Genomic DNA, 24,189 nt, shown 5'->3' on the forward strand with positions numbered 1-24,189 from the left:
GGATTTTCGAGTAAGCCCTGCTGAGACTCAAATGCTTAAGTGAACAGCATTACCTGTAGGAGCTGCCGAAGGCTGCGATCTTTTGATCTTGCCTTTAAACCGACACCACAAAGAAACTGACAATCAACCCCATGCCAATGGCCCACACCAGCGACCGCAGAATCGCCCAGTCCGCCAGATAGCAAATGATGTACAGCAGTCGACTGGTGATAAACAACACCGCCAGCACATTGATCGTCACCAGATCGGCATTACCGGCCAAGTGCGCGACGATTACCGCTGCAGCAAACGCCGGTGTCACTTCGAAGCCATTCAACTGCGCCGAATGCGCACGCCTGGCCACCCCTTCGAGCGAATCCAGAAACGCCCGCGGGTCATGATTCTGTTTCAGCCCGAACTTGCCGCCGCTGAACTTGGCGACGCCTGTGCATAGATACGGCAAGCAGATCGCAATCAAAATGCACCACAGAGCAACCGTCATAACGCAGTTCCTTCTTCAGTTATAGAAAATCGAATTCCATCAGGGGCGACTAAAACTTCATCACCAACATGCCGACAAGCACCAGCCCACAGGCTAAGAGCCGAGGCCTGCCGAAAGGTTCTTTCAGGTAGCGCATACCGAACAGCACCACCAGGATCACACTGATTTCGCGCAGCGCCGCCGCTTCGGCAATCGAACCGAGCTGCATGGCCCACAGCACCAGAGCGTAACTGAACAGAACGCAAAACCCGACCGCCAAGCCCAACCGCCACTGCTCGCGCCAGAACAGCATGAACGCCGACCGCTTGCGCACCAGTGCCAGCAGTGGGAATGGCCAGGCGCTAAGCACGGTGACCCACACCAAATAATCCAGCGGGTGAGACCAGCGCCGCAAGGCTTGGCCATCGATGAAGGTGTAGCAACCGATGCACAACCCGATCAGCGCCACCACCGGCAGCATCGACCACGGCAGACGCACCCCGCCTCCGCCCTGCCAGAGCAGGCACAACATGCCGAACGGGATCAGCAAAATGCCGAAAATCTGCTGAGCCGTCAGCACTTCCCCGGCGAAGATCAGCGTCAGTGCCAGCACCACCAACGGCGACAGGCCACGCATCAAGGGATAGACCAGACCGAGATCGCCGACCCGATAGGCCTGGATCAACAGGTAGCGATAGAGCAACTCGAATGCCGCCGACGCGAGAATCCACGGCCACATCTGCAGTGGCGGCAGCGCCACGAAGGGCAGCATCAGCGCGACGAACAGCAGCGCCACGCTGTCCATGCAGGCCACCACCAACAGCCGCTCCGCACTGAATTTGATCAGGGTATTCCACGCCGCGTGCAACAGCGCTGCCACCAATACCAGAACCGTCGCAAGCACGGCACACTCCTTATTTCCGCCCTCCCTCGCAGGAGCTGCCGAAGGTTGCGATCTTTTGATTTTCAGGGTCAAGAGATCGCAGCCTTCGGCAGCCCCTACATCACGGGACAGAGAATTGATTCGCCATATGTCCGCAGCTGTTTATACTTCAAGCGACCACGCCGCACTCAGTTGCGCACACACTAATTCCAATAATTCCTGCCTCTGCCCGCTCTCACCAAGAACGGTCGTCGGCCTGCGTATGCCTGATCAAAGCGTCAAGACTACTGACAGAGACCTTGCGCATGCCACTCGCCTTGCTCGCACTGGCCGTTGCCGCCTTCGGCATCGGCACCACTGAATTCGTCATCATGGGCTTGCTGCCCGATGTCGCCCGCGACCTCGCCGTGAGCATTCCTCACGCGGGCCTGCTCATCACCGGTTACGCCCTGGGCGTGGTGTTCGGCGCGCCGATCCTCGCGGTCGGTACCGCCAACATGCCGCGCAAAGCCACGCTGTTGGGCATGACGCTGATGTTCATTCTCGGCAATATCCTCTGCGCCCTGGCGCCGAACTACGCCACTTTGATGGCCGCGCGGGTGATCACGGCGCTGTGCCATGGTGCGTTCTTCGGCATCGGCTCGGTGGTCGCCGCCGGTTTGGTGGCACCGAACAAACGAGCCCAGGCGATTGCCATGATGTTCACCGGTCTGACGCTGGCCAACGTGCTGGGCGTTCCCTTGGGCACCGCGCTCGGGCAATACGCCGGCTGGCGCTCGACGTTTTGGGCGGTCTCGGTGATTGGTGTGATTGCGGCCATCGCGCAGTGGGTCTGGCTGCCCAAGGAAATCCCCATGGACAAGGCCAACCTGGCCAGCGAGTTCAAAGTGCTGGGCAAGGCCAACGTGCTGCTGGCGCTGGGCATGAGCGTGCTGGCGTCCACCAGTCTGTTCAGCGTATTCACCTATATCGCACCGATTCTGCAAGACATCACCGGTGTCAGCCCGCATGGCGTGACCATCATGCTGCTGTTGTTCGGGGTCGGGTTGACGGCGGGCAGCATGCTCGGTGGTCGGTTGGCGGACAGTCGTTTGCTGCCTTCTCTGGTGGGTATGGCGCTGGCCGTGGTCGTCGTGCTGGCCGCTTTCAGTCAGACCAGTCACTCAGTGATCCCGGCGGCGATCACGCTGGTGTTGTGGGGCATCTTCGCGTTTGCGCTGTGCCCGATCCTGCAATTGCTGATCATCGATCAGGCTCATGAAGCGCCGAACCTCGGGTCGACGTTGAATCAAAGCGCATTCAATCTCGGCAACGCTGCCGGGGCATGGATTGGCGGGCTGGTTGTGGCCAGTGGCGCGGACCTGGCGGACTTGCCGTGGACCGGCGCACTGGTCAGTGGGTTGACGGTACTGACGGCGCTGTTTTTTATCTACCTGCAGCGTCGCGCTGCTGTCGCGGTCAATGTGTCCGGCTGATTGACTGCATTGTTGCGCAAACCGCTATCGCGAGCAGGCTCGCTCCCACTTAGACAGCGTATTTCCCGGTGGGAGCGAGCCTGCTCGCGATGAAGCTTACGCGGTGCACCTCACTTCACTCATCTTTAGGCTTGCGTGGATCCGGCGTTTGATCCGTGCTCTTCTTCGGCGGCCCGCTTTCACTGCGAATCTGCGCATGGCTGATCAGCGCGAAGATAAAACTGCCACCAATGATGTTCCCCACCAGCGTGGGGCCTGCGAACACCAGCCAGAAATCCTTCCACGGCAACTCGCCGGCGAACACCAGGTACGAAACCTCAACCGATCCAACCACGATGTGGGTGAAGTCTCCCAACGCCATGAAATAGGTGATGAGGATGATGATCCACATCTTGGCGCTTTCCATGGACGGGATCATCCAGACCATGGTGGCGATCATCCAGCCGGAAATGATGCCTTTGGCGAACATTTTGCTCGCGTCGTTTTCCATGACCTTGCGCCCGATGTCGAGGAAGGCCAGATCGGTCTTGGTGTCGAAAATCGGCAGGTGCAACATCACATACGCCACCAGCAAGGTGCCACAGAGGTTGCCCACCAAAACCACCGTCCATAGCCGAAACAACCGACCGAAATTACCCAGCGTAGGCTTGCTCATGATCGGCAGCACGGCAGTCAGGGTGTTTTCGGTGAAGAGTTGCTGACGGGCGAGAATCACCGCGAGAAAACCTGCGCAGTAGCCGAAACTGGCGATCACCTTGAAGCCTTCGCCGTCCGGCAGACGCGAGTTGAGCAGCCCCATGCCCATCAGTGACAAGCCCATGGTCAGGCCGGCAGCCAGGGCCGACCACCACAGCGCCGCAACGCTGCGCTCGAGCTCCTGATCACCTTGGGTGCGAATGATTTCGTGCAGCACCGCCGCGCGCGGTGGCTGGTTCTTGTCGACCTCGTGCTGTTCTTGCGCCGAGAGGTCCGGGGTCTTGCCGTCTTTGGGCGTGTCCATAAAGCTCCTGAACCAGTGGCGTGTCGTTTAATTACGACACGCGGGGTTCGGAGCTGTTCACTGCCCGGCGAAACGAAGCAAACCCTGTGGCGAGGGAGCTTGCTCCCGCTCGGCTGCGAAGCAGTCGTAAGCTGACGTGAAGTCTGCCTGAAAGAACCCGATGACAGATTTCAGGGCCGCTTCGCGCCCCAACGGGAGCAAGCTCCCTCGCCACAGAGCGGCAATCACTCGCCGATGTCATCATCCTTGAACTGGTCTTTGACGTACATGATCTCAGTCCGGCCGTGCGGTGCAGGCAGGCCGTCTTCGCCCAGGTTCACGAAGACCATCTTCTCCACCGTCAGGATGCTCTTGCGGGTGATCTTGTTACGCACTTCGCAAGTCAGCGTGATCGAGGTGCGACCGAACTCGGTGGCGGTGATGCCCAGTTCGATGATGTCGCCCTGACGCGAGGCGCTGACAAAGTTGATTTCGGAAATGTACTTGGTGACCACGCGCTGATTACCCAGCTGGACGATGGCGTAGATCGCCGCTTCTTCGTCGATCCAGCGCAACAGGCTGCCGCCGAACAGCGTGCCGTTGGGGTTGAGGTCTTCGGGTTTTACCCATTTGCGGGTGTGGAAATTCATACTCACTCCTGACCGTCTTGCCGATTGATGCCGGCCATCATGGCAGAGCCCGGACTAGAGCTCTATTACGCATCGACTATGGTCTCGATTACCGTTCGGGCATTGACCTGCAGAAACGCTTTGGAAGTATCGTCTACACAGCTATAATCGCCACCGTTTCAAAACGGTAATGTTCACTTGCTACCGTTTTCCCGCCACCTGTCCGAGGGGCGCTGCAGCAGGTTCGACCTGTCAGGCTCGGATGGGGCGTTGACTGGCCACGGCCAGACACTAAACGCACAACGGCGCCCATTCGCATACATTACGAATGGAGGCTCATCATGAGCGCTGTTATCACGCCTGTAGATTTTAACGATTACAAAGTCGCCGACATGTCCCTGGCTGCCTGGGGCCGTCGCGAAACCATCATCGCTGAATCCGAAATGCCAGCCCTGATGGGTCTTCGCCGCAAATACTCCGCCGAGCAACCGCTCAAAGGCGCGAAGATTCTCGGCTGCATCCACATGACCATTCAGACTGCCGTGCTGATCGAAACCCTGGTTGCCCTGGGTGCCGAAGTGCGTTGGTCGTCCTGCAACATTTTCTCGACTCAAGACCAGGCCGCTGCCGCTATCGCTGCTGCCGGTATCCCGGTTTTCGCCTGGAAAGGCGAGACTGAAGAAGAGTACGAGTGGTGCCTGGAGCAAACCATCCTCAAAGATGGCGCGCCTTGGGATGCCAACATGATCCTCGACGACGGCGGCGACCTGACCGAGCTGCTGCACAAGAAATACCCGGCGATCCTGGACCGCGTCCACGGCGTCACCGAAGAAACCACCACCGGCGTTCACCGCCTGCTGGACATGCTGGCCAAGGGCGAGCTGAAAATCCCGGCCATCAACGTCAACGACTCGGTGACCAAGAGCAAGAACGACAACAAGTACGGCTGCCGTCACAGCCTGAACGACGCGATCAAGCGCGGCACCGACCACCTGCTGTCCGGCAAGCAAGCGCTGGTTATCGGTTACGGTGACGTGGGCAAGGGCTCGGCCCAGTCCCTGCGTCAGGAAGGCATGATCGTTAAAGTCTCCGAAGTCGACCCGATCTGCGCCATGCAAGCCTGCATGGACGGTTTTGAACTGGTTTCGCCGTTCATCGACGGTATCAACAACGGTACCGAAGCGAGCATCGACAAAGCACTGCTGGGCAAGATCGACCTGATCGTGACCACCACCGGCAACGTCAATGTTTGCGACGCAAACATGCTCAAAGCCCTGAAGAAGCGCGCTGTTGTCTGCAACATCGGTCACTTCGACAACGAAATCGACACCGCTTTCATGCGCAAGAACTGGGCATGGGAAGAAGTGAAGCCACAGGTTCACAAGGTTCACCGTACCGGCCCTGGCGCTTTCGACGCTCAGAACGACGACTACCTGATCCTGCTGGCCGAAGGCCGTCTGGTTAACCTGGGCAACGCCACTGGCCACCCAAGCCGCATCATGGACGGTTCGTTCGCCAACCAGGTTCTGGCTCAGATCTTCCTGTTCGGCCAGAAGTACGCCGACCTGTCGCCGGCCCAGAAAGCCGAGCGCCTGACCGTTGAAGTACTGCCGAAGAAACTCGACGAAGAAGTGGCCCTGGAAATGGTCCGCGGTTTCGGTGGCGTGGTCACTCAACTGACCAAGCAACAGGCTGACTACATCGGCGTGACCGTCGAAGGCCCGTTCAAGCCGCACGCTTACCGCTACTGATTCGTCCTGCTGCCTGCTCTCCCTTGTGGGAGCGGGCTTGCTCGCGAAGACGATTTAGCATTCAACATTAATGTCGTCTGACCCACCGCCTTCGCGAGCAAGCCCGCTCCCACCTTGGGATGTGCAAGCGTCCGGCTTACGTGTTTCCAAGGATATGACCATGTCCCAAGACCGTCGCTACAGCTTCGAGTTCTTCCCCACGAAGACCGATGCTGGGCATGAAAAACTGATCGCCACTGCCCGTCATCTGGCGACCTACAACCCTGACTTCTTCTCCTGCACCTACGGCGCTGGTGGTTCGACCCGTGATCGCACCCTCAACACCGTGTTGCAGCTTGAAAGCGAAGTCAAAGTCCCTGCCGCACCGCATTTGTCTTGCGTGGGCGACAGCAAGGCCGACCTGCGCGGCCTGCTGAGCCAGTACAAGGCAGCCGGCATCACGCGTATCGTCGCGCTTCGCGGTGACCTGCCCTCGGGCATGGGCATGGCCAGCGGCGAGATGCGTCACGCCAATGACCTGGTTGAATTCATTCGTGAAGAAACCGGCGATCATTTCCACATCGAAGTTGCCGCCTACCCGGAGATGCATCCGCAAGCGCGCAACTTTGAAGACGATCTCAACAACTTCGTGCGCAAGGCTAACGCCGGCGCCAACAGTGCGATCACTCAGTACTTCTTCAACGCCGACAGCTATTTCTACTTCGTCGAGCGTGTACAGGCGAAGGGTGTGAACATCCCGATCGTGCCGGGGATCATGCCGATCACCAACTACAGCAAGCTCGCGCGTTTCTCCGACGCTTGCGGTGCGGAAATTCCGCGCTGGATCCGCAAGCAACTGGAAGCCTACGGCGACGACACCCAAAGCATTCAAGGCTTTGGTGAGCAAGTCATCACCGAGATGTGCGAACGCCTGCTGCAGGGTGGCGCTCCAGGGTTGCATTTCTACACGCTGAACCAGGCTGAGCCGAGTCTGGCGGTGTGGAACAACCTGAAGTTGCCGCGTTAAGCAAAAAGCGAAAGCAACAAGCAAGGCAGAGCAAAAGATCCAGCCTTCGGCAGCGCCCACAGGTGCGTAGGAGCTGCCAAAGGCTGCGATCTTTTGCTTTTAAGGTCCGAACCAGAGCTTCTGGATCCGCTTTCTGGCTCTTTATGATTTCTCGTCGTAATCTCAAGCCATGCCCCTGATCGCTCAGTTACTGACCGTGCTTCTGTTCACTTGCCTGAGTTTCACTGCTCGGGGCGAGAAGTTGCGTATTGTCACCGAACCCTGGGCACCTTACGTGTACGAGGAAAATGGTAAATCGCTGGGGCTCGACTACGAAACCACCGCCATTGTCTTCAAACGCCTCGGAATCGACGTGGAATGGCAGTTCCTGCCATGGAAACGCTGCCTGTCGATGCTTGAGCAAGGCCAGGCGGATGGCGCGCTGGATATTTTCCACAGCGATGAACGCGACGCGACCCTGCTCTACCCCAGCGAACCGCTCTCGCAAGTCGAATTCGTCATGTTCTATGCCAACGAGCGTCCGTATCCGTTTCGCACGCTGGACGATCTGAAAGGCCTGACCATCGGCACCTCGCCGGGCTACCTGTACAGCAAGGACTTCAGCGAATCGACGCTGTTCACCCAAGAGCCGGCACCCACCCATGAAGCCAACTTCGGCAAACTGGTGCGCGGTCGTATCGACCTGCTGATCACCGATCGCCGGGTCGGCCAGTATTTACTCGATCAACTGAATATCCGCGACAAGATCACCGAGAACCCGATCATCATCAGCCAGCAAAGCCAGTTTCTGGCGGTACGCCGCAATGCCGGGATGGATTTGTTGGTACAGCGTTTCGGTGCCGAGCTCAAACGCTTCAAGCGCGAGCCGGCCTACGCCGAACTGAGCGCCCGCTATGGCGCCGCTCCGGCCACCGAAGCACAAGCCGCCAGCGCCACCACAACCGGCGGAAAAACCGTTGAGCAGCAGGAAAGCGGCGCGCAGTGATTGCTCTGTTATACTCCGGCGTTCCCGCCAGGCTCACGCCCGGACGCTCGGACTTGTTCAAGGCATCTCGATTCCGCTACAGCGCAGCTTTTCAGCCCGCGCGAGCGCTCCAGACGAGCCTTCGAGGCCCAGCAGGACCGGACGGGATTGCGTCCTCTTAAACGCGATTCGCGCCAGGCAAGACTCCCATTGGGCCAAGCCCTAACTAAAACAGGATTACTCATGTCCTTTGCTTCCCTCGGTCTCTCCGAGGCTTTAGTCCGCGCCATCGAGGCAGCGGGCTATACCGAGCCTACTCCGGTGCAACAGCGGGCCATTCCCGCCGTGTTGCAAGGTCGCGACCTGATGGTTGCGGCACAGACAGGTACTGGTAAAACCGGCGGCTTCGCCCTTCCGATTCTGGAACGGTTGTTTCCCAACGGTCACCCGGACAAATCCCAGCGTCACGGCCCGCGCCAACCGCGCGTACTGGTCCTGACCCCAACCCGCGAACTCGCGGCCCAGGTGCATGAAAGCTTCAAGGTCTATGCCCGTGACCTGAAGTTCGTCAGCGCCTGCATCTTCGGCGGCGTCGGCATGAACCCACAGGTTCAGGCCATGTCCCGCGGTGTCGACGTGCTGGTAGCCTGCCCGGGTCGCCTGCTCGACCTCGCCGGTCAAGGCAGCGTCGATCTGTCCCACGTGGAAATCCTCGTGCTGGACGAAGCCGACCGCATGCTCGACATGGGCTTTGTCCATGACGTGAAAAAGGTCCTCGCCCGTCTGCCGAGCAAACGCCAGAACCTGCTGTTCTCGGCGACGTTCTCCAAAGACATTACCGACCTTGCCGGCAAGCTGCTGCACAACCCGGAACGCATCGAAGTCACGCCACCGAACACCACGGTCGAGCGTATCGAACAGCGTGTTTTCCGTCTGCCAGCCAACCACAAGCGTTCGCTGCTGGCCCACCTGATCACCGCTGGCGCCTGGGAACAGGTACTGGTGTTCACTCGCACCAAGCACGGCGCCAACCGCCTGGCCGAGTACCTGGACAAACACGGCCTCACCGCCGTCGCCATCCACGGTAACAAGAGCCAGAACGCCCGCACCAAAGCCCTGGCCGACTTCAAGGCCGGTGAAGTGCGCATCCTGGTCGCCACCGACATCGCCGCTCGCGGCCTGGACATCGACCAGTTGCCCCACGTGGTCAACTTCGAACTGCCAAACGTCGACGAAGATTACGTGCACCGTATCGGTCGTACCGGCCGTGCCGGTCGTTCGGGCGAAGCGATCTCGCTGGTTGCTCCGGACGAAGAAAAGCTGCTGAAAAGCATCGAGCGCATGACCAGGCAGAAAATCGCCGACGGCGACCTGATGGGCTTCGATTCCAGCGCTGTCGAAGCCGAGAAACCTGAAGTTCGCGAGCGTCCGGATGTGCGTAACCCGCGCAATCCACGTGGCCCGCGCGGCGATGGTCCGAACGGCAGCGGTGGTGGTGGCGGTCGTAAAGACAAAGGCAAGGACAAGGGCGGCAAGGAAAAACCTGCTGCCACTGCCCGTGGCGATCGCCCTGCCCGTGAACACAAGCCTCGCGAAGGCACCCCGGCCCGTGAGCAACAGCGTCCGGCACCACGCGCCGCCGCTGACCGTGCTCCGGACGAGTTCCTGGACGACGATGTCGATAACTTCGGTAACCGCGTCGACTACGTGCCTCAAGCCAAACCTGCTCAGGGCCGTGGTCGCCGTCCGGGCGCTCCGGCACAAGGCGCAGGCGCAAGTGCTCCGCGCACCGGTCAGCCACAAGGTCGCCAGAACGGTCCGCGCAGCAGCAGCGGCGCAACCACCGGCACCCCACCGGCCAAGCGCAGCGGCCCACGCAACGGTGCTCCACGTGACGGCCAGGCCCGTCGTGAAGAGTCCCGCAACCGCCGCCCGGCCCGTGACGAACAACCTCGTTCGGAACCAGCCGTGCAGAACCCGCGGGGCCCGGCGCCGAAGATCATCCACAAGGAGTCGAAAAGCGATCGCTTCCCGACACCTGAGCAACTGGATCAACTCCCAGGCCGTCCGCGCGGCGAAAAACCAGCCTTGCTGACCCGCAATCGCTGAGTTTTTCAAAGCCATGAAAAATGCCCCGGATCGCAAGATCCGGGGCATTTTTATGCCTGACGCAAAACCCCTGTGGGAGCGAGCCTGCTCGCGATAGCGGACTAATATTCAACATCTATGGGAATGTAACGGCCCCATCGCGACCAGGCTCGCTCCCACAATGAATTTGCGGTGATGACGCAAATTTTGCCAGGCAAAAAAAACGCCCCGGATCGTGAGATCAGGGGCGTTTTTGTTCAAGCAGCGAAATTCACTTCGCTTTCACACCTTCAAACGTAACATACAGCTCGACCGCATCGGACGCTGGGCCCAAATCTTTCTGCTTGCCGAAATCGGAACGCTTGATGCTGGTGGTGCCTTCGAAGCCGGCACGATAGCCGCCCCATGGATCCTTGCCTTCGCCCAGGAAGGTGGCTTTGACCACGATTGGCTTGGTCACACCCAGCAAAGTCAGGTTACCGGTTACGTCGGCAGTGTCTTTGCCAGCAGCGTTTTTGCCGGTGGATTTGACGCTGGTGGAAACGAACTTGGCGTCGGCGAATTTGCCCACGTTCAGGAAGTCACCGCTGGCAATATGCTTGTCACGTTCGGCGTGGTTGGTGAACACGCTGGCGGTACGCACATTGAACTCGATCTTGCTGTCTTCAGGCTTGGTGGCGTCGAAGTTGAACTTGCCGTCGATATCCTTGAAGGTACCGGTAATATAGCTGTAACCCAGGTGGCTGATCTTGAAATCAACGAAGGCGTGCTGGCCTTCTTTGTCGACAACGTAATCGGCCGCCATCACGTTAGCCGACAGCAGAGCAGAACCGATTGCCAGAGCGGCGAGCGTCTTTTTCAACATGCTTTCTATTCCTTTGGAGTCGAGGTTGAACATCAGGCTTTGCGTCCCAGCATTCGCGTCAGGGTCGCATCACGATCGATAAAGTGGTGTTTCAATGCTGCCAACGCATGGAGGCCGGAAAAAATTACCAGCGCCCAAGCCAGGTACAAATGGATCACACCAGCGGTGTCTGCCTGGTCCGGTAGTCCGGAAACCAGTGCAGGAACTTCAAACAGGCCAAACACCGGGATCCCGACACCGTCTGCGGTGGAAATCAGGTAACCGGCAATCATCACAGCGAACAACCCGAGATAGAGGAAGGCATGGCCGAACACGGCGCCAAGTCGCGTCATGCGGCTATAACTTTGCAGGGCCGGTGGCGGTGGGCTGATGAAGCGCCACAACACCCGCAGCAACATGACTGCGAACAACACCAGACCAATGCTCTTATGCAGATCCGGCGCATCTTTGCGCCAAGAGCTGTAGTAATCGAGACCGACCATCCACAACCCCAATGCAAACAAGCCGAAGACCGCGAGCGCCACCCCCCAGTGCATGAAGATGCTGACCCAGCCGTAGCGGGAAGAAGAGTTACGTAGCTGCATTGCTCAAATCCTGTAAGAACTGCGCCCAAGACTATCGAGTTATCTATCGATTTAAAGCGGAAAATTTCGCTCTGAAATATCGAGAAATACGATCAAGACCTTGGGGTCGAGATGTTAAGAGAGTGTTAACCAGACGAAAAAACCTACCGACGCTGTCCTATGTTCACTTCAAAAAAGCCTTTACCGCTCGTCAGAACTGTCATATCTGACAGTAGCCACCATTACAGGTCATTGATGACCTGATCTCGGGCGTTTGTCCGAGCGTCTGAACAGGAGTTCTACCATGAGTCACTATTCGAGTTTATCCCCCACAATGAAGCGCAACCTATCCAATTCGATACCCGTAGGGAAAGGACCGCGAGGGATAGCCATCAACGACGATGGATCACGGGTTTTTGTTTGCAATTACATTTCAGGCGATGTGTCAGTCATCGACACCCTGAACAAAAAGGTAATCCGCACCATTGCCGTCGAGCGTTACCCCCAAAACATCGCTCTTGGCCATCGGGGTAAAAGGGCTTACGTGACCAACTACGGTTCAAGTTCGGTTTCGGTTATTGATACTGAAACCTATGCGGTGGGTAACGTCACGGTGGGAAGACATCCTCGGGGTGTCGTCGTGAGCCGAGACGGGAAACATATTTACGTCACTGTTCGACAGGATAAAGAGTGGCTGGCAATTATTGACACCCGCACTTATGCGGTGAGCAGAGTGCGAGGATTACCCTCTCCCTCCATAAGTGTGGATATCAGCCAGGACGATTCGCGTCTTTATATATCCAGCACAAACTCTCCTGGCGGCCCTTATCAGGACGCACTAACGATCATCAGCAGCAAGACTTTCCAAGTCATCGATATCATCAGAACCGAACAATATCCATCGGCGATTACCGTCAGTCCCGATGACAGAGACGTGTATATCGTGTGTCTGGACGCTCGAAAACTGACCATACTGGACCCTAAGTCATCGACCACCCGGCATTTCGATTTTGTGACTTGCGAAGGGAAAGTAGTGTTCGGCGAAAGAAACGCTTATGCCGTGGATCAAACCAGAAAAGAGGTTGTGGAAGTCAGTACCGCCACCTATGAGATTGTTCGCCGGGTTCCAATCCCTGGCGCTGTTGAACCGTATGACATGGTTCTTGATCAACAAAAACGCGCCTATATCAGCGACTACCAAAGCGACGAAGTCCATAGTGTCGATCTAGCTTAGCGTCAAAGCAAAATCAGCGTCGGCTTTGGGGCGACATACCCAAGACATAAAAAAAGCGCGGCATCACTGCCGCGCTTTTTTTGATTCCAGGACTTACTGCGTCTTGGTTTCCGTCGCCGCGGGGGTCTTCGCAGCAGTACTGACCGCTGGTTTCTTCACCGGCTCAGTCTTTTTCGCCGTCGCCCTGGCCGGAGCTTTTTTGACCTCGGTTTTGGCAGCAGGCTTTTTCACGGGTGCTTTGGCCGGTGCTTTCTTGGCAGGCTCTACTTTCACCGGTGCCGCAGGCTTCGGCGCCTCAACCGGTGCTGGCGCTGGAGTCGGCGCAGGTGCCGGGGCGGGTGCCGGAGCAACCGGGGCCACGGGTGCTGGCGCCTTGGCCGGTTCCGGTTTGTCGTCAGAACCACCGAACAGATTGGTGAAGAAGTTGCCTTTTTTCGCCGCCACTGCACCTGCCGCTGCTGCGGTCGCCGCCGGAACAACCTTCGCCGGCTCAAACGATTTGCCCGCCGCCAGATCTTCTACCTGACTGGCTGCACGCTGACCGGTGCGCAATGCGCCTTCCAGAGTGCCTGGGTACAAGGTATCGGTGTGTTCGCCAGCAAAGGCGACACGTTGCAGCGGGCGCTCCCACAGACGCCAGTACTTGCTCATCTGGCCCGGGCCGAAGGCCAGGTAAGCGCCACCCATCGACGGGTCGGTACTGTAGCGGCGGATTTCATAACCGGTGAACGAACCGCGTGCCTGTGGATAAAAGGCGTGCAGGCGAATCAGCACCTGATCGACCATCTGCTTGTCGCCGAAGGCTTGCATCACCCGCGCGTTGTCGCCGGACAGGTTGATCACCACGTTGGCGCCGCCCTTCAGGGCCGGCTCGACCCACAACATGCCCAGACCGGTGTTGCTGTAGATCTCGCCAGATATGCGCGCCTTGCTTTCCCACACCGGCGTCTTGAACTTCAGCATGATCTGGTCACGCCAGCCGTAGTTGGTGCCTTTGATGGCGCCCAGGTGCTGGGCATCCAGCGCCGGGGTCATCTGGATTTTGCTCAGTGCGCGCAACGGCACGGCCAGCACGACGTAGTCCGCTTGATAGCCAACGCTGCCGACCTTGACAGTGACGCCGTCCTTGTCCTGAGTAATGGCCGAAACCGGGGAGCTGGTCTTGATGGTTTTCAGTTGTTTGACGAAAGCCTGGGCCAGCAACGGGCTGCCGCCGGGCAGACGCGCGGCGCGCAGGTCACGGTCGGCAATGCCACGGTAGACGCGGCTCTGTTGTGCGAAGTACAACAGCGACAGGCGCGAAGGCTCGTCATAATGGGTACGAATCTGCTGATTCACCAACTGACGTGCAGTAGCTGGCAGATTCAGGCGATCAAGCCAGTTGGCCACGTTGATCTGGTCCAGGGCGAACAGCGTGCTGTTGGCCGCCGGGTTCTGCGGGTCCTCGATCGAACGCGCCAGATCATCCAGGGTCTTTTCGTAGCGTTTCAGCGCTTCTGCAGTGGCTGGCTGTTTAGTCGCCAGGTCGGCGGCGGTGAAGTATTCGCCGTCGATCAGATAGCCTGGGGTGCGTACGAATTCAGGGGCCGGCGTGGTGGTCAGCTTGAACGTCGAGACGTATTTGTTCAGCACCGGTTGAGTCTTGTCGTTGCCGATCCATTCACTGGTGGCCATGCCGGAGCGACCACCCAAAGTCGGTTTGGCCTCCAGCAGGGTGACCTGCCAGCCTTTATTCTGCAGCTCGTAAGCCGCAGTGAGGCCCGCAAGCCCGCCGCCGATCACGATCGCCGTTTTATCCTTGGCCAGCGCCGAAACGCTGAACAGCCCCAACATCACCAGCGCACAGGCGCGCAGCCAACCAGCAGACATTCAGCGAACTCCGGAAATACACGAGGGAAATAGCGGTTTTACGAGTCAGACGACTCAAAGAACCGCGAAGAATACGTCAGCCATCAAAACGCCGCCAGCAACGTCTATCGTCCTATACAAAGTAGCTCAATCGACACAATGGGTTGTCCCGGTGACGCGCATTGCATAGGCTTGCGCGATTGTTTACCCGCCTACGTCACGGGTAGCCTCGAGGAGACAGAAAATGGGCCTGAATAAACAGTGGATGGAACGCGATCTCGCGGTGTTGTGGCATCCCTGCACCCAGATGAAAGACCACGAACAGCTGCCGCTGATCCCGATCAAACGCGGTGAAGGCGTCTGGCTGGAAGACTTCGAAGGCAAACGCTACCTCGACGCCGTCAGCTCCTGGTGGGTCAACGTGTTCGGTCACGCCAACCCGCGAATCAACCAGCGCATCAAGGATCAGGTCGATCAGCTGGAACACGTGATCCTCGCCGGTTTCAGCCATCAGCCGGTGATCGAACTGTCGGAGCGTCTGGTAAAGATGACGCCCGAAGGCCTGACCCGGTGCTTCTACGCCGATAACGGTTCGTCCTGCATCGAAGTCGCGTTGAAAATGAGCTTTCACTACTGGCTCAACCGCGGCCAGCCGAACAAGAAGCGCTTCGTCACCCTCACCAACGGTTACCACGGCGAGACCATGGCCGCGATGGCGGTGGGCGATGTGCCATTGTTCACCGAAACCTACAAAGCCCTGCTGATGGACACCATCAAGGTGCCGAGCCCCGATTGCTACCTGCGCCCCGAGGGCATGAGCTGGGAAGAACACTCGCGCACTATGTTCGCCGCCATGGAGCAGACGCTGGCCGACAACCACGACACCGTGGCCGCCGTGATTCTGGAGCCGCTGATTCAGGGCGCCGGCGGGATGCGCATGTATCACCCGGTGTACCTCAAGCTACTGCGCGAAGCCTGCGACCGTTATGGCGTGCACCTGATCCACGATGAAATCGCCGTCGGCTTCGGCCGCACCGGGACGATGTTCGCCTGCGAACAGGCCGGCATCCGCCCTGACTTCCTCTGTCTGTCCAAGGCCCTGACCGGCGGTTACCTGCCGTTGGCGGCCTGCCTGACCACCGATGAGGTCTACAGCGCCTTCTACGACGACTACCCGACCCTGCGCGCCTTCCTGCATTCCCACAGCTACACGGGCAATCCGCTGGCATGCGCGGCGGCATTGGCGACGCTGGATATCTTCGAAGAAGACAACGTCATCGAGAACAACAAGGCCCTGGCTCAACGCATGGCCTCCTCCACCGCGCACCTGGCCGATCACCCGAACGTTGCCGAAGTGCGCCAGACCGGCATGGTGCTGGCCATCGAAATGGTCAAGGACAAAGCCAGCAAGACCGCTTACCCGTGGCAGGAACGTCGTGGTTTGAAAGTGTTCCAGCATGCGCTGGAGCGTGGTGCTTTATTGCGGCCGTTGGGCAGCGTGGTGTATTTCCTGCCGCCGTACGTGATTACCCCGGAGCAGATCGATTTTCTGGCCGAGGTGGCCAGCGAAGGCATCGACATCGCCACCCGTGACAGCATCAGCGTGGCGGTACCGAAGGACTTTCATCCGGGCTACCGTGATCCAGGCTGAAGCCCTGTGGCGATGGAGCTTGCTCCCGCTCGGCTGCGAAGCAGTCGTAATCCGGTTTGCGCGTTTTAACTGACAAAACGCGGTCGCCGGGTTTGGGGCTGCTTCGCAACCCAGCGGGAGCAAGCTCCCTCGCCACAAAAGCTGATTGCCCACGCTGCTACATTCGACTTTTTACAGAGACCCAGCATGAGACTGTCCCGCTTCTTTATCGACGCCCCCTTGAGCATCGGCGAACACGAGCTTCCCGAGGCCCAGGCCCATTACATCAGCCGCGTGCTGCGCATGGCCGAGGGTGATGCGGTGCAATTGTTCGACGGCTCGGGCCATGAGTTTCGCGGCACGCTGGCGGACGTCGGCAAGAAGCGCGTCGTGGTGAACATCGATGAAAGCTTCGCCGGGCAGGTCGAGTCGTCGCTTGCGGTCCATCTCGGCCAGGGCTTGTCCCGTGGCGAGCGGATGGACTGGGCGATTCAGAAAGCCACCGAACTGGGCGTCAGCGAAATCACCCCGATCTTCACCGATCGCTGCGAAGTCCGCCTCAAGGACGAACGCGCCGACAAACGCCTGATGCACTGGCGTCAGGTGGCGATCAGCGCCTGCGAGCAGTGCGGGCGCTCGTCGGTGCCGGTGATTCATCCGCCACTGCTGTTGGCCGATTGGCTGAAGCAGACGCAGGCCGAATTGAAGCTGGTGCTGCACCCGGTGGCCGAGCCGCTGGTGAGCCATGCGAAACCGGCGACGCTGGCGTTTCTGATCGGCCCGGAAGGCGGGTTGTCCGACGCTGAAGTCGAGCAGGCCAAGGCTGGCGGTTTTCACGCCGCCCGCCTCGGCCCTCGCGTGTTGCGCACCGAAACCGCGCCGGTGGTGGCGTTGGCGGTGGCCCAGCAACTTTGGGGTGACTTCTAAAAAATCGCAGCCTGCGGCAGCTCCTACAGGGATCGCGTTCCCATCGTAGGAGCTGCCGAAGGCTGCGATCTTTTGATCTTGATCTATTGCACCGGATCACTCACCGGTTTGGCAATGATCGCCTTGAGTTCGCTGGTCATCGGAAACTCAAGGTTCAAACCTTTAGGCGGAATCGGCTGCTGGAACCAGCGGTTGTAGATGCCGTTGATTTCCCCTGAGCTGTACAAATCGGCGAGCGTCGAGTTCACCAATTCGAGAAATTGCGGATCGCCCTTGCGCACCATGCAGCTGTAGATTTCCCGCGATTGCTCCTCGCCCACCACGACCCACTTATGCGGATCGCGGGCCTTGGCGCGCTCACCGTAAAGCAGCGCATCGTCCATATAGAACGCCGCCGCCCGCCCTGACTGCAGCATCTGGAATGCTTCGCCGTGGTCCTTGGCGCTGATCACGAACATATCGATCTTGTGATCGACGTTGTAGCTCTTCAGAAACCGCTCATTGGTGGTCCCGGCGGTGGTCACGACGTTCTTGCCGCGCAGGTCGGCGAAGCTCTTGATGCCGCTGTCCTTCGCCGTGAGCAACTGCCCCTTCACATAGATGAACCCATAGGAAAACGCCACTTGCTGCATGCGCTCGGCGGTCACGCCGGTCGAGCCGCATTCAAGGTCGACCGTGCCGTTCTGCACCAGAGGAATGCGCGTTTGCGAGGTCACCAGGTTGTACTTCACCTGCAGATCCGGCAGCTCGAGTTTTTGCTTGATGCGCTCGACAATCTTGCTCGCCAGGTCCACCGAATAACCCATCGGCTGCCCCGTGTGATCACCCACGTAAGAGAACGGCACCGACGCGTCGCGATAACCCAGCGTGATGCTCTTGGTATTGGCAACCTTGTTCAGCGTGCCGGTCAGCGGCGCTTCATTGGCCTGGACCTGACTGGCGAGCAGCAGGCCGAGGGTGCAGCCGATCAACGTGATTTTTTGCATTGTTATTCTCCGTTGTGGGTAGTGTGATTAGCGGCGGGCGGCGATCACGGTGATTTCCACCAGAACCTCTGGACGGGCCAGTTGCGCCTGCAACGTGGTGCGGGTCGGCGCCTTGTCCGGCGACAACCATTGTGACCAGACCTCGTTCATGGCGGCGAAATCGCGGCCAATGTCACTCAGGTAAATCGTCGCGTTGAGCACGTGATCCTTGTCGCTGCCAGCCTCGGCCAGCAACCCGTCGATTTTTGCCAGCACCTCTGCGGTTTGGCCGGCGGCATCGCTGCTGTCACCCGGCACCTGTCCCGATAGAAACACCAGCTCGCCAAAGGTCACGGCGCCAGAGAGTCGACTGTTGCTGTTGAAACGCTTGATGCTCATCGGTTCTTCCTTTTCCAGTCAGGCGACGCGGGGTGCGAGGCCCTGCATTTCGATCGAGGGTGCGCGCCGGGCAATCAACTCACTCAGCAGCCGAGCGCTACCGCAGGCCAAAGTAAAGCCCAAGGCGCCATGACCGAGGTTGAGCCAGAGGTTGCGGTACGCCGTGGCACCAATCAACGGCACGCCGCTGGGAGTCGCCGGGCGCATGCCGGCCCATTCGATGGCAGCGTCGTAATCGCCGGCATTGGGTAAGGTTTCCTGCGCCTGGCGCTTGATCAGCGTCAAGCGCTTGGGATCGAGCGCCGGGTCGAAACCGACAATGTCGACCATCGCCGCTACGCGCAGTTGTGCCCCGATGCGGGCGTAAACGATCTTGCGGTTGTAATCGGTAATGCTCAGCTCTGGCGCGTGATGTTCGGCGCGGATCGGCATGCTCAGGCTATAGCCCTTGAGCGGATACAGCGGCAGGTTCATGCCTGGCAACGCCAGCGCCGGGCTGCGATGACCGGCAGCGATCACCAGTTGCTCGACCGGCAATACCTGCGCGCCCATTTCGATGGCCTGCACCGCGCCATCCCCGTGGCGAATGCCGGTGACCGTGTGGCCCAGCAAAAACTCGCAACGCCCCGACGCCTTGAGCCGGGCCGCCAGTTGCAGACAGAAAGCATGGCAATCGGCGACTTCTTCATCGGGCGTGTAGATCGCGCCCACAAACGGCGCTTCGGCAAGTGCCGGCTCCAACTGTGCGCACTCGGCCCGGGACAACACCTGTTGCTGTCGCGGATCAGCCAGCCCTTGGCGCGCGTGCTCGAAACTCGCCGCTTCACGAAACGTCACCAGTTTGCCGTTGCGCCGCCAGTCGAAACCGTCGAGGCGATCTTCGTCGCGCCAGCCTTGCAGCGTGGCCTGGCTCAGCAGCGCCAGGCGCAGCAAGTGTGCGCCGTTGCGCTGATTCACCGAACGCCGGCAGGCCGCCAGAAAGGACGCCATCCAGCGCCATTGCGCCGGGTCCAGGCGCGGACGCAGCTTCAAGGGCGAGTCACCGCGCAACATCCAGCCCAGCGCCTGCAACGGTACGCCGGCATCGGCCAGTGGCGCGACATAGCGGTAGGACAACTGGCCGCCATTGGCGAAACTGGTCTCGCTGGCAAACGAATCCCGGGCCTCGATCAGCGTCACGTCGATGCCGTCGCGAACCAGTGCGTAAGCCGTTGTCAGCCCGATGACGCCGCCACCGATGATGCAAACCCGCTGAGCCATGTCTGTCCTTAAGCGTTGTTGGAACGTGCTTCAGGTTAGGACCAGGTGACAGCCGTTGAACAATGCATAAAGATGCCTGACCCATAAACAAAGGTTATGGACTTGCCATGCGACTGCGACACATCGAGATTTTTCAGGCTATTCGCCAGACCGGTTCGGTCAGTGGCGCCGCCCAGTTGCTGCACGTGTCGCAGCCGGCGGTGAGCAAAGTGCTGCAACACGCCGAACAGCAATTGGGCTTTCCATTATTCCTGCGGGTGCGCGGTAAATTGCAGCCGACGCCCGAAGCCCTGGAGCTTGAGCGCGAAGTCGACAAGGTCACCGAAAGCCTGCAAGGCGTGCGACGTCTGGCCCAGAGCCTGCGCCGCGAGCCGGGCCACAGTGTACGGATCGGCGCGATCCCGGCACTGGCCTTGTCGCTGTTACCGCCGGCAATCAACGAATGGACGCAACGCTACCCGGAAATCGTCTGCGAACTGTCCAGCGCCCACAGCCGCGAGCTGATGCAAAACTTGTTGATGCGCGAAGTGGATGTCGCCCTGACGTTGCAACTGCCCGATCATCCGGGCCTGAAAGCGCAGGCCCTGGCCTGTGGGATGCTGGTGGCGCTGGCGCCGAAAGGTTTTTGGGCCGACGACACTCACGGTAAACCGCTGCCGTTGATCGAACTGGCCGGTGCGCCGCTGATCGGCCTGTCCAGCGCCGACCCGCTGGCCGCCAGACTCGACAGCTACCTTGAGGCGGTCGATCCGCCGCCAAAGGTACGCATTGCGGTGCAGACTTATTCGCTGGCGCGGGCGATGGTTGAATCCGGGGCCGGGCTAGCAGTGATCGACCCGTTCACCGCACTCGGCGCGTCCCCCGCCACCACGGCGATTCGCCCCCTGGCGCCGGCGCTGCCGATCACCCTGTACGCAGTGACCCGCGCCGACGAACCACCGCCACACACCTTGAGCGATTTGTTGCAGGTGTTCAGCCGACGGGCGCAGGCGCAACTGGATCACCTGTGTCCCAGTGGGGGCGAGCCTGCTCGCGAATGCGGTGGATCAGTCAGCGATGATCTCGACTGACCGGACGCTTTCGCGAGCAGGCTCGCTCCCACAGGTTTTGCAAATAGCTGCAACGCGATCTACAAGACATAAAACAGAATCGCCACAAAGTGCAGCAAGCTCCCGGCAATCACAAACAGATGCCAGACCCCGTGGGCATGGCGCAAACGGCTGTCCAGCGCAAAAAAGACAATCCCCACGGTGTACAACACCCCGCCCGACGCCAGCCAGGTAAAGCCGACTGGTCCCAGTGCCGCCAGTAATGGCTTGACCGCCACCAGCACGATCCAGCCCATCACCGCGTAAATCACGATCGACAGAATCCGCGCTTCCGAGCGGGGTTTGATCTCTTGCAGGATGCCGATCAGCGCCAGTCCCCAGACAATCCCGAACAACGTCCAGCCCCATGGCCCGCGCAGGGTCACCAGGCAGAACGGTGTGTAACTGCCGGCAATCAGCAGGTAGATCGAAAAGTGATCGATCTTCTGCATGATCGCTTTCTTGCGCCCGCGCACGCTGTGGTACACGGTCGACGCGCTGTAGAGCACCAGCAAGGTGAACGCGTAAATCGCCACGCTGACGATCTTCCACGGACTGCCGTCCATACTGGCGATCACCAGCAGCCACACGCCCCCGACAAGCGCCGCCACCGCCCCGACCAGATGCGTCCAGGCGTTCAATCTTTCCCCGTGATACATGTGTTGCTCACCTCAAAATTCATTACCACTGCGCGCAAGGCTCAAGCCTTGAGACTAAAAGCGCAATGTTTCAGAACACAATGCCAACTGTAGGAGCTGCGTAGGAGCTGTCGAGTGAAACGAGGCTGCGATCTTTTGATCCTGATTCCAGGTGCCCTTGAAAGTGCTGAAGATCAAAAGATCGCAGCCTTCGGCAGCTCCTACAAAAGCCATCGAGCCAAACGTCAGCCAATTGGGCACAATCGAGCGATTCGAATAAGAGTCTGGCCCATGTTGATCGATGAAGAGTTGACCCTGAAAAAACTCGAGGTGTTCCTGGCCTTCATGCGCACCGGCAACCTGGCCCGCGCCGCCGCCGAGTTGCAAACCAGCAACGTTAGCGTGCATCGCGCCATTCACTCTCTGGAAAGCGCCCTGCGTTGCCCGCTATTCAAACACGAAGGCCGCAACCTGACCCCACTCGAAAGCGCTTATGTGCTGGAAGAACGGGCGCAGAAGCTGATTCAGGACGTACTCGAAAGCGTGCGCCTGACCCGCGAAGCTGCCGGGTTCTCCGCTGAGCGCTTCAAGCTTGGCTCACTGTATTCGCTGACGGTAAAAACCGTGCCGCAGCTGATCATGGGCCTGAAAATCCGCCGCAGTGAACTCAATATCGACTTGATCCTGGGCTCGAACATCGACCTGTTGTACAAGCTCAAGAACATGGAAGTCGACGCGATCCTGGTGTCGCTGGACGACAGCGTCAACGACCCGGACTGTGAGCAGATTCCGCTGTTTTCCGATGACATCTTCCTCGCTACGCCGGCTGATTCGCCCTTTGCCCAGCGGGCCGAAGTCGATCTGGCCGAGGTGCGCGACGAGACATTCATCACCTTGACCCAAGGCTTCGCCACACACCAGGACGGTATTCGGGTGTTCAAGCAGGCGGGGTTCGAGCCGAAGGTGGCGATGCAGGTCAACGACATCTTCACGCTGCTGAGCATGGTCAGTTCGGGGGTGGGTTATGCGTTGCTGCCGGGAAGGATTGCGGCGGTGTATGAGAACCGGGTGAAGCTGATTCCATTGCAGGAAAAGTATCGGTTGCAGCAGCACATCGGCGTGGTGTTTCTGAAGGCCAAGGAGCGTGACCCGAATTTGCTGGCGCTTTTGGCAGAGTGTCGGATGTATGCCAATCGGCAGGCCTGAAACCGTGTTGCGGCTATCGCGAGCCCGCTCCCACAGGGGATTGCATTCCAATGTGGGAGCGAGCCTGCTCGCGATGGCGCCGGAACAGTCAGTGATTATCTACCGGCTTAACCCATAATCCCGCGAACAATGAAGTACAGCAACGAAGGCCCAAGCAAGCACCCAAGCCCGGTGTGGAACGTCGCCGTCAACGCGCCATACGGCACCAGCCGCCGATCCGTCGCCGCCAATCCGGCGGTCACACCGCTGACAGTCCCGGCCAGCCCGCCAAACACCATCGCCGAGCGCGGATTATCCAGCCCCATCCAGCGCGCCGCCATCGGCGTACCGACCATCACCAGAATCGCCTTGATCAGCCCGGTGGCAATCGACAACGCCATAACATCGGACGTGGCACCAATCGCGGCCCCGGTCACTGGCCCGACGATGTACGTCACTGCGCCTGCGCCAATGGTGGTCATGCTGATTGCATCGCGATAACCGAACACCCAGGCAATACTCGCCCCGACAATGAACGGCAGGATTGTGCCCAGCAGCAGCGCGATAACACCAATCATCCCGGCCTTTTTCGCTTCGGTGGCCTGCACCTCGAACGCGGTGGCGACGATGGCGAAGTCACGCAACATCGCGCCGCCCATCAAACCAATGCCGGAAAACAGCGACAAATCCGCCAGGCCTTTTTGCCCGCCGGTCATGGTGCCGCCGACCCAGGCCAGCACCAGGCCGATGACGATGGCAATCGCCGAGCCGTGAATTCGTCCGAAGGTCAGGCGTTTAGACAACACCACCGACACCCACATGACCACGCCGACGAAGGCGAACGCCGTAACCAGACTGTTATTTACCAGACCTTTCTCGATGAGTTCCCACATATCAGCGACCTCCTGCCGGTGCGCCAACCGGCGTTATGTCCGCCGGTTCATCGGGCAAGGGTTCGCCCTTGTGGGTCCGGCTGATCAGCGCAATGGTGCAGCCGCAGAGCACCACCGAACCAATCGCCGCCAGCACCGCCACCGGGCCGCCGTGCAGAGCGGTAACGACGTTCTGTTGCGCGGCCATCGCCACCACTACCGGAATGTACATGGCGCCCCAGAAGCCGACGCCCATCTCGCAGTCCTTGGTCATGCCGCCGCGTTTTTGCATCCACAACCGCGCGCAAATCAGCAGGATCATCGCGATCCCGACCCCGCCGACGTTGGATTTCACGCCCAGCAATGCGCCAAGCATGTCACCCATGATCACCCCTGCCAGCGTACAGATCGCCAACAGCGCCACACCGTAAATAATCATTGTTGTAGTCCTCAAAGTGCATCGTCGGAATTGTTGTTTTT

General features: G+C 59.4%; 23 protein-coding genes and 1 riboswitch. Of the genes, 10 read left to right on the forward strand and 13 right to left on the reverse strand.

What is annotated here, in order from left to right; genetic code table 11:
- Positions 1-94 precede the first annotated feature (94 nt).
- Positions 95-481, reverse strand: a complete 387-nt coding sequence (locus tag BK662_RS05725) for an MAPEG family protein (protein WP_123357285.1) — start codon at positions 479-481, stop codon at positions 95-97.
- 49 nt (positions 482-530) lie between these two features.
- Positions 531-1,364 carry an EamA family transporter gene (locus BK662_RS05730; RefSeq protein WP_123357286.1) on the reverse strand — a complete coding sequence of 278 codons (834 nt, stop codon included), beginning with the start codon at positions 1,362-1,364 and terminating at the stop codon, positions 531-533.
- A 284-nt stretch (positions 1,365-1,648) separates the two neighbouring features.
- Between BK662_RS05730 and BK662_RS05735 the strand changes: the two genes are divergently transcribed.
- Positions 1,649-2,818 (forward strand): MFS transporter, encoded by a 1,170-nt coding sequence (locus BK662_RS05735; protein ID WP_123357287.1) that lies wholly within the window; start codon positions 1,649-1,651, stop codon positions 2,816-2,818.
- A 115-nt stretch (positions 2,819-2,933) separates the two neighbouring features.
- On the opposite strand, the gene BK662_RS05740 is transcribed toward BK662_RS05735, so the two are convergent.
- Positions 2,934-3,818, reverse strand: coding sequence for a formate/nitrite transporter family protein (locus BK662_RS05740; RefSeq protein ID WP_123357288.1), 885 nt, complete (start codon positions 3,816-3,818; stop codon positions 2,934-2,936).
- Positions 3,819-4,042: 224 nt separating this feature from the next.
- Complete coding sequence (locus BK662_RS05745) at positions 4,043-4,447, reverse strand: acyl-CoA thioesterase (RefSeq protein ID WP_123357289.1); 405 nt, start codon at positions 4,445-4,447, stop codon at positions 4,043-4,045.
- A gap of 198 nt (positions 4,448-4,645) precedes the next feature.
- Positions 4,646-4,744: riboswitch (S-adenosyl-L-homocysteine riboswitch) on the forward strand.
- Positions 4,745-4,767: 23 nt separating this feature from the next.
- On the opposite strand from BK662_RS05745, the gene ahcY reads away from it, so the two are divergent.
- From ahcY to rhlE2, 4 genes are all read left to right on the forward strand, one after another.
- The gene (ahcY, locus tag BK662_RS05750) at positions 4,768-6,177 is read left to right on the forward strand and encodes an adenosylhomocysteinase (RefSeq protein WP_007898042.1); all 1,410 of its coding nucleotides are present in this window, start codon (positions 4,768-4,770) and stop codon (positions 6,175-6,177) included.
- Between the two features lie 160 nt (positions 6,178-6,337).
- Complete coding sequence (gene metF / locus BK662_RS05760; RefSeq protein WP_123357290.1) at positions 6,338-7,183, forward strand: methylenetetrahydrofolate reductase [NAD(P)H]; 846 nt, start codon at positions 6,338-6,340, stop codon at positions 7,181-7,183.
- A gap of 169 nt (positions 7,184-7,352) precedes the next feature.
- Positions 7,353-8,168, forward strand: a complete 816-nt coding sequence (locus tag BK662_RS05765; protein WP_123357291.1) for a substrate-binding periplasmic protein — start codon at positions 7,353-7,355, stop codon at positions 8,166-8,168.
- Positions 8,169-8,390: 222 nt separating this feature from the next.
- The gene (gene rhlE2, locus BK662_RS36035; RefSeq protein ID WP_123357292.1) at positions 8,391-10,256 is read left to right on the forward strand and encodes an RNA helicase RhlE2; all 1,866 of its coding nucleotides are present in this window, start codon (positions 8,391-8,393) and stop codon (positions 10,254-10,256) included.
- A 250-nt stretch (positions 10,257-10,506) separates the two neighbouring features.
- Here the strand turns inward: rhlE2 and BK662_RS05775 are convergent, their stop codons facing one another.
- Positions 10,507-11,100, reverse strand: coding sequence for a YceI family protein (locus BK662_RS05775; protein WP_123357293.1), 594 nt, complete (start codon positions 11,098-11,100; stop codon positions 10,507-10,509).
- A gap of 32 nt (positions 11,101-11,132) precedes the next feature.
- Positions 11,133-11,684, reverse strand: coding sequence for a cytochrome b (locus tag BK662_RS05780; protein ID WP_123357294.1), 552 nt, complete (start codon positions 11,682-11,684; stop codon positions 11,133-11,135).
- Positions 11,685-11,967: 283 nt separating this feature from the next.
- Between BK662_RS05780 and BK662_RS05785 the strand changes: the two genes are divergently transcribed.
- Positions 11,968-12,897: a YncE family protein gene (locus tag BK662_RS05785; RefSeq protein ID WP_123357295.1), complete on the forward strand. Its 930-nt coding sequence runs from the start codon at positions 11,968-11,970 to the stop codon at positions 12,895-12,897.
- Positions 12,898-12,990: 93 nt separating this feature from the next.
- On the opposite strand, the gene BK662_RS05790 is transcribed toward BK662_RS05785, so the two are convergent.
- Positions 12,991-14,766: a flavin monoamine oxidase family protein gene (locus tag BK662_RS05790; RefSeq protein WP_123357296.1), complete on the reverse strand. Its 1,776-nt coding sequence runs from the start codon at positions 14,764-14,766 to the stop codon at positions 12,991-12,993.
- Between the two features lie 223 nt (positions 14,767-14,989).
- On the opposite strand from BK662_RS05790, the gene BK662_RS05795 reads away from it, so the two are divergent.
- Both BK662_RS05795 and BK662_RS05805 read left to right on the forward strand, forming a co-directional pair.
- Positions 14,990-16,396: an adenosylmethionine--8-amino-7-oxononanoate transaminase gene (locus BK662_RS05795; protein WP_123357297.1), complete on the forward strand. Its 1,407-nt coding sequence runs from the start codon at positions 14,990-14,992 to the stop codon at positions 16,394-16,396.
- 186 nt (positions 16,397-16,582) lie between these two features.
- Positions 16,583-17,302 carry a 16S rRNA (uracil(1498)-N(3))-methyltransferase gene (locus BK662_RS05805; RefSeq protein WP_123357298.1) on the forward strand — a complete coding sequence of 240 codons (720 nt, stop codon included), beginning with the start codon at positions 16,583-16,585 and terminating at the stop codon, positions 17,300-17,302.
- A gap of 83 nt (positions 17,303-17,385) precedes the next feature.
- Here the strand turns inward: BK662_RS05805 and BK662_RS05810 are convergent, their stop codons facing one another.
- The 3 genes from BK662_RS05810 to BK662_RS05820 are packed head-to-tail and all read right to left on the reverse strand — an operon-like array spanning position 17,386 to position 19,926.
- Positions 17,386-18,288 carry a transporter substrate-binding domain-containing protein gene (locus BK662_RS05810; protein ID WP_123357299.1) on the reverse strand — a complete coding sequence of 301 codons (903 nt, stop codon included), beginning with the start codon at positions 18,286-18,288 and terminating at the stop codon, positions 17,386-17,388.
- Positions 18,289-18,315: 27 nt separating this feature from the next.
- Entirely contained in the window at positions 18,316-18,666 is a 351-nt protein-coding gene (locus BK662_RS05815) for a RidA family protein (RefSeq protein WP_123357300.1), read from the reverse strand.
- An 18-nt stretch (positions 18,667-18,684) separates the two neighbouring features.
- A complete protein-coding gene (locus BK662_RS05820) occupies positions 18,685-19,926 on the reverse strand; it encodes a D-amino acid dehydrogenase (protein WP_123357301.1) in 1,242 nt (413 codons plus the stop codon).
- A gap of 107 nt (positions 19,927-20,033) precedes the next feature.
- On the opposite strand from BK662_RS05820, the gene BK662_RS05825 reads away from it, so the two are divergent.
- The gene (locus tag BK662_RS05825; RefSeq protein WP_123357302.1) at positions 20,034-20,996 is read left to right on the forward strand and encodes a LysR family transcriptional regulator; all 963 of its coding nucleotides are present in this window, start codon (positions 20,034-20,036) and stop codon (positions 20,994-20,996) included.
- Positions 20,997-21,055: 59 nt separating this feature from the next.
- Here BK662_RS05825 and trhA read toward each other — a convergent pair whose 3' ends face one another.
- On the reverse strand, positions 21,056-21,673 hold the full coding sequence (gene trhA, locus BK662_RS05830; RefSeq protein ID WP_123357303.1) for a PAQR family membrane homeostasis protein TrhA: 618 nt from the start codon (positions 21,671-21,673) through the stop codon (positions 21,056-21,058).
- 270 nt (positions 21,674-21,943) lie between these two features.
- On the opposite strand from trhA, the gene BK662_RS05835 reads away from it, so the two are divergent.
- Entirely contained in the window at positions 21,944-22,858 is a 915-nt protein-coding gene (locus tag BK662_RS05835) for a LysR family transcriptional regulator (protein ID WP_123357331.1), read from the forward strand.
- A gap of 107 nt (positions 22,859-22,965) precedes the next feature.
- Here BK662_RS05835 and madM read toward each other — a convergent pair whose 3' ends face one another.
- Both madM and madL read right to left on the reverse strand, forming a co-directional pair.
- On the reverse strand, positions 22,966-23,730 hold the full coding sequence (gene madM / locus BK662_RS05840; RefSeq protein WP_123357304.1) for a malonate transporter subunit MadM: 765 nt from the start codon (positions 23,728-23,730) through the stop codon (positions 22,966-22,968).
- A gap of 1 nt (position 23,731) precedes the next feature.
- Complete coding sequence (gene madL / locus BK662_RS05845; protein WP_123357305.1) at positions 23,732-24,148, reverse strand: malonate transporter subunit MadL; 417 nt, start codon at positions 24,146-24,148, stop codon at positions 23,732-23,734.
- Positions 24,149-24,189: the final 41 nt, after the last annotated feature.

The sequence above is a fragment of the Pseudomonas frederiksbergensis genome (assembly GCF_003732275.1).
Classification (GTDB): domain Bacteria; phylum Pseudomonadota; class Gammaproteobacteria; order Pseudomonadales; family Pseudomonadaceae; genus Aquipseudomonas; species Aquipseudomonas frederiksbergensis_H.

Excerpts from the sequence above, each read along its gene's own strand:
- BK662_RS05825 (WP_123357302.1), top strand. The coding sequence starts at position 20,034 with ATGCGACTGCGACACATCGAGATTTTTCAGGCTATTCGCCAGACCGGT.
- madM (WP_123357304.1), bottom strand. The coding sequence starts at position 23,730 with ATGTGGGAACTCATCGAGAAAGGTCTGGTAAATAACAGTCTGGTTACG.
- metF (WP_123357290.1), top strand. The coding sequence starts at position 6,338 with ATGTCCCAAGACCGTCGCTACAGCTTCGAGTTCTTCCCCACGAAGACC.
- BK662_RS05740 (WP_123357288.1), bottom strand. The coding sequence starts at position 3,818 with ATGGACACGCCCAAAGACGGCAAGACCCCGGACCTCTCGGCGCAAGAA.
- BK662_RS05805 (WP_123357298.1), top strand. The coding sequence starts at position 16,583 with ATGAGACTGTCCCGCTTCTTTATCGACGCCCCCTTGAGCATCGGCGAA.
- ahcY (WP_007898042.1), top strand. The coding sequence starts at position 4,768 with ATGAGCGCTGTTATCACGCCTGTAGATTTTAACGATTACAAAGTCGCC.
- BK662_RS05780 (WP_123357294.1), bottom strand. The coding sequence starts at position 11,684 with ATGCAGCTACGTAACTCTTCTTCCCGCTACGGCTGGGTCAGCATCTTC.
- BK662_RS05775 (WP_123357293.1), bottom strand. The coding sequence starts at position 11,100 with ATGTTGAAAAAGACGCTCGCCGCTCTGGCAATCGGTTCTGCTCTGCTG.
- BK662_RS05745 (WP_123357289.1), bottom strand. The coding sequence starts at position 4,447 with ATGAATTTCCACACCCGCAAATGGGTAAAACCCGAAGACCTCAACCCC.
- BK662_RS05815 (WP_123357300.1), bottom strand. The coding sequence starts at position 18,666 with ATGAGCATCAAGCGTTTCAACAGCAACAGTCGACTCTCTGGCGCCGTG.
- rhlE2 (WP_123357292.1), top strand. The coding sequence starts at position 8,391 with ATGTCCTTTGCTTCCCTCGGTCTCTCCGAGGCTTTAGTCCGCGCCATC.
- BK662_RS05790 (WP_123357296.1), bottom strand. The coding sequence starts at position 14,766 with ATGTCTGCTGGTTGGCTGCGCGCCTGTGCGCTGGTGATGTTGGGGCTG.
- BK662_RS05725 (WP_123357285.1), bottom strand. The coding sequence starts at position 481 with ATGACGGTTGCTCTGTGGTGCATTTTGATTGCGATCTGCTTGCCGTAT.
- madL (WP_123357305.1), bottom strand. The coding sequence starts at position 24,148 with ATGATTATTTACGGTGTGGCGCTGTTGGCGATCTGTACGCTGGCAGGG.
- BK662_RS05795 (WP_123357297.1), top strand. The coding sequence starts at position 14,990 with ATGGGCCTGAATAAACAGTGGATGGAACGCGATCTCGCGGTGTTGTGG.
- BK662_RS05835 (WP_123357331.1), top strand. The coding sequence starts at position 21,944 with ATGTTGATCGATGAAGAGTTGACCCTGAAAAAACTCGAGGTGTTCCTG.
- trhA (WP_123357303.1), bottom strand. The coding sequence starts at position 21,673 with ATGTATCACGGGGAAAGATTGAACGCCTGGACGCATCTGGTCGGGGCG.
- BK662_RS05735 (WP_123357287.1), top strand. The coding sequence starts at position 1,649 with ATGCCACTCGCCTTGCTCGCACTGGCCGTTGCCGCCTTCGGCATCGGC.
- BK662_RS05810 (WP_123357299.1), bottom strand. The coding sequence starts at position 18,288 with ATGCAAAAAATCACGTTGATCGGCTGCACCCTCGGCCTGCTGCTCGCC.
- BK662_RS05785 (WP_123357295.1), top strand. The coding sequence starts at position 11,968 with ATGAGTCACTATTCGAGTTTATCCCCCACAATGAAGCGCAACCTATCC.
- BK662_RS05820 (WP_123357301.1), bottom strand. The coding sequence starts at position 19,926 with ATGGCTCAGCGGGTTTGCATCATCGGTGGCGGCGTCATCGGGCTGACA.
- BK662_RS05765 (WP_123357291.1), top strand. The coding sequence starts at position 7,353 with ATGCCCCTGATCGCTCAGTTACTGACCGTGCTTCTGTTCACTTGCCTG.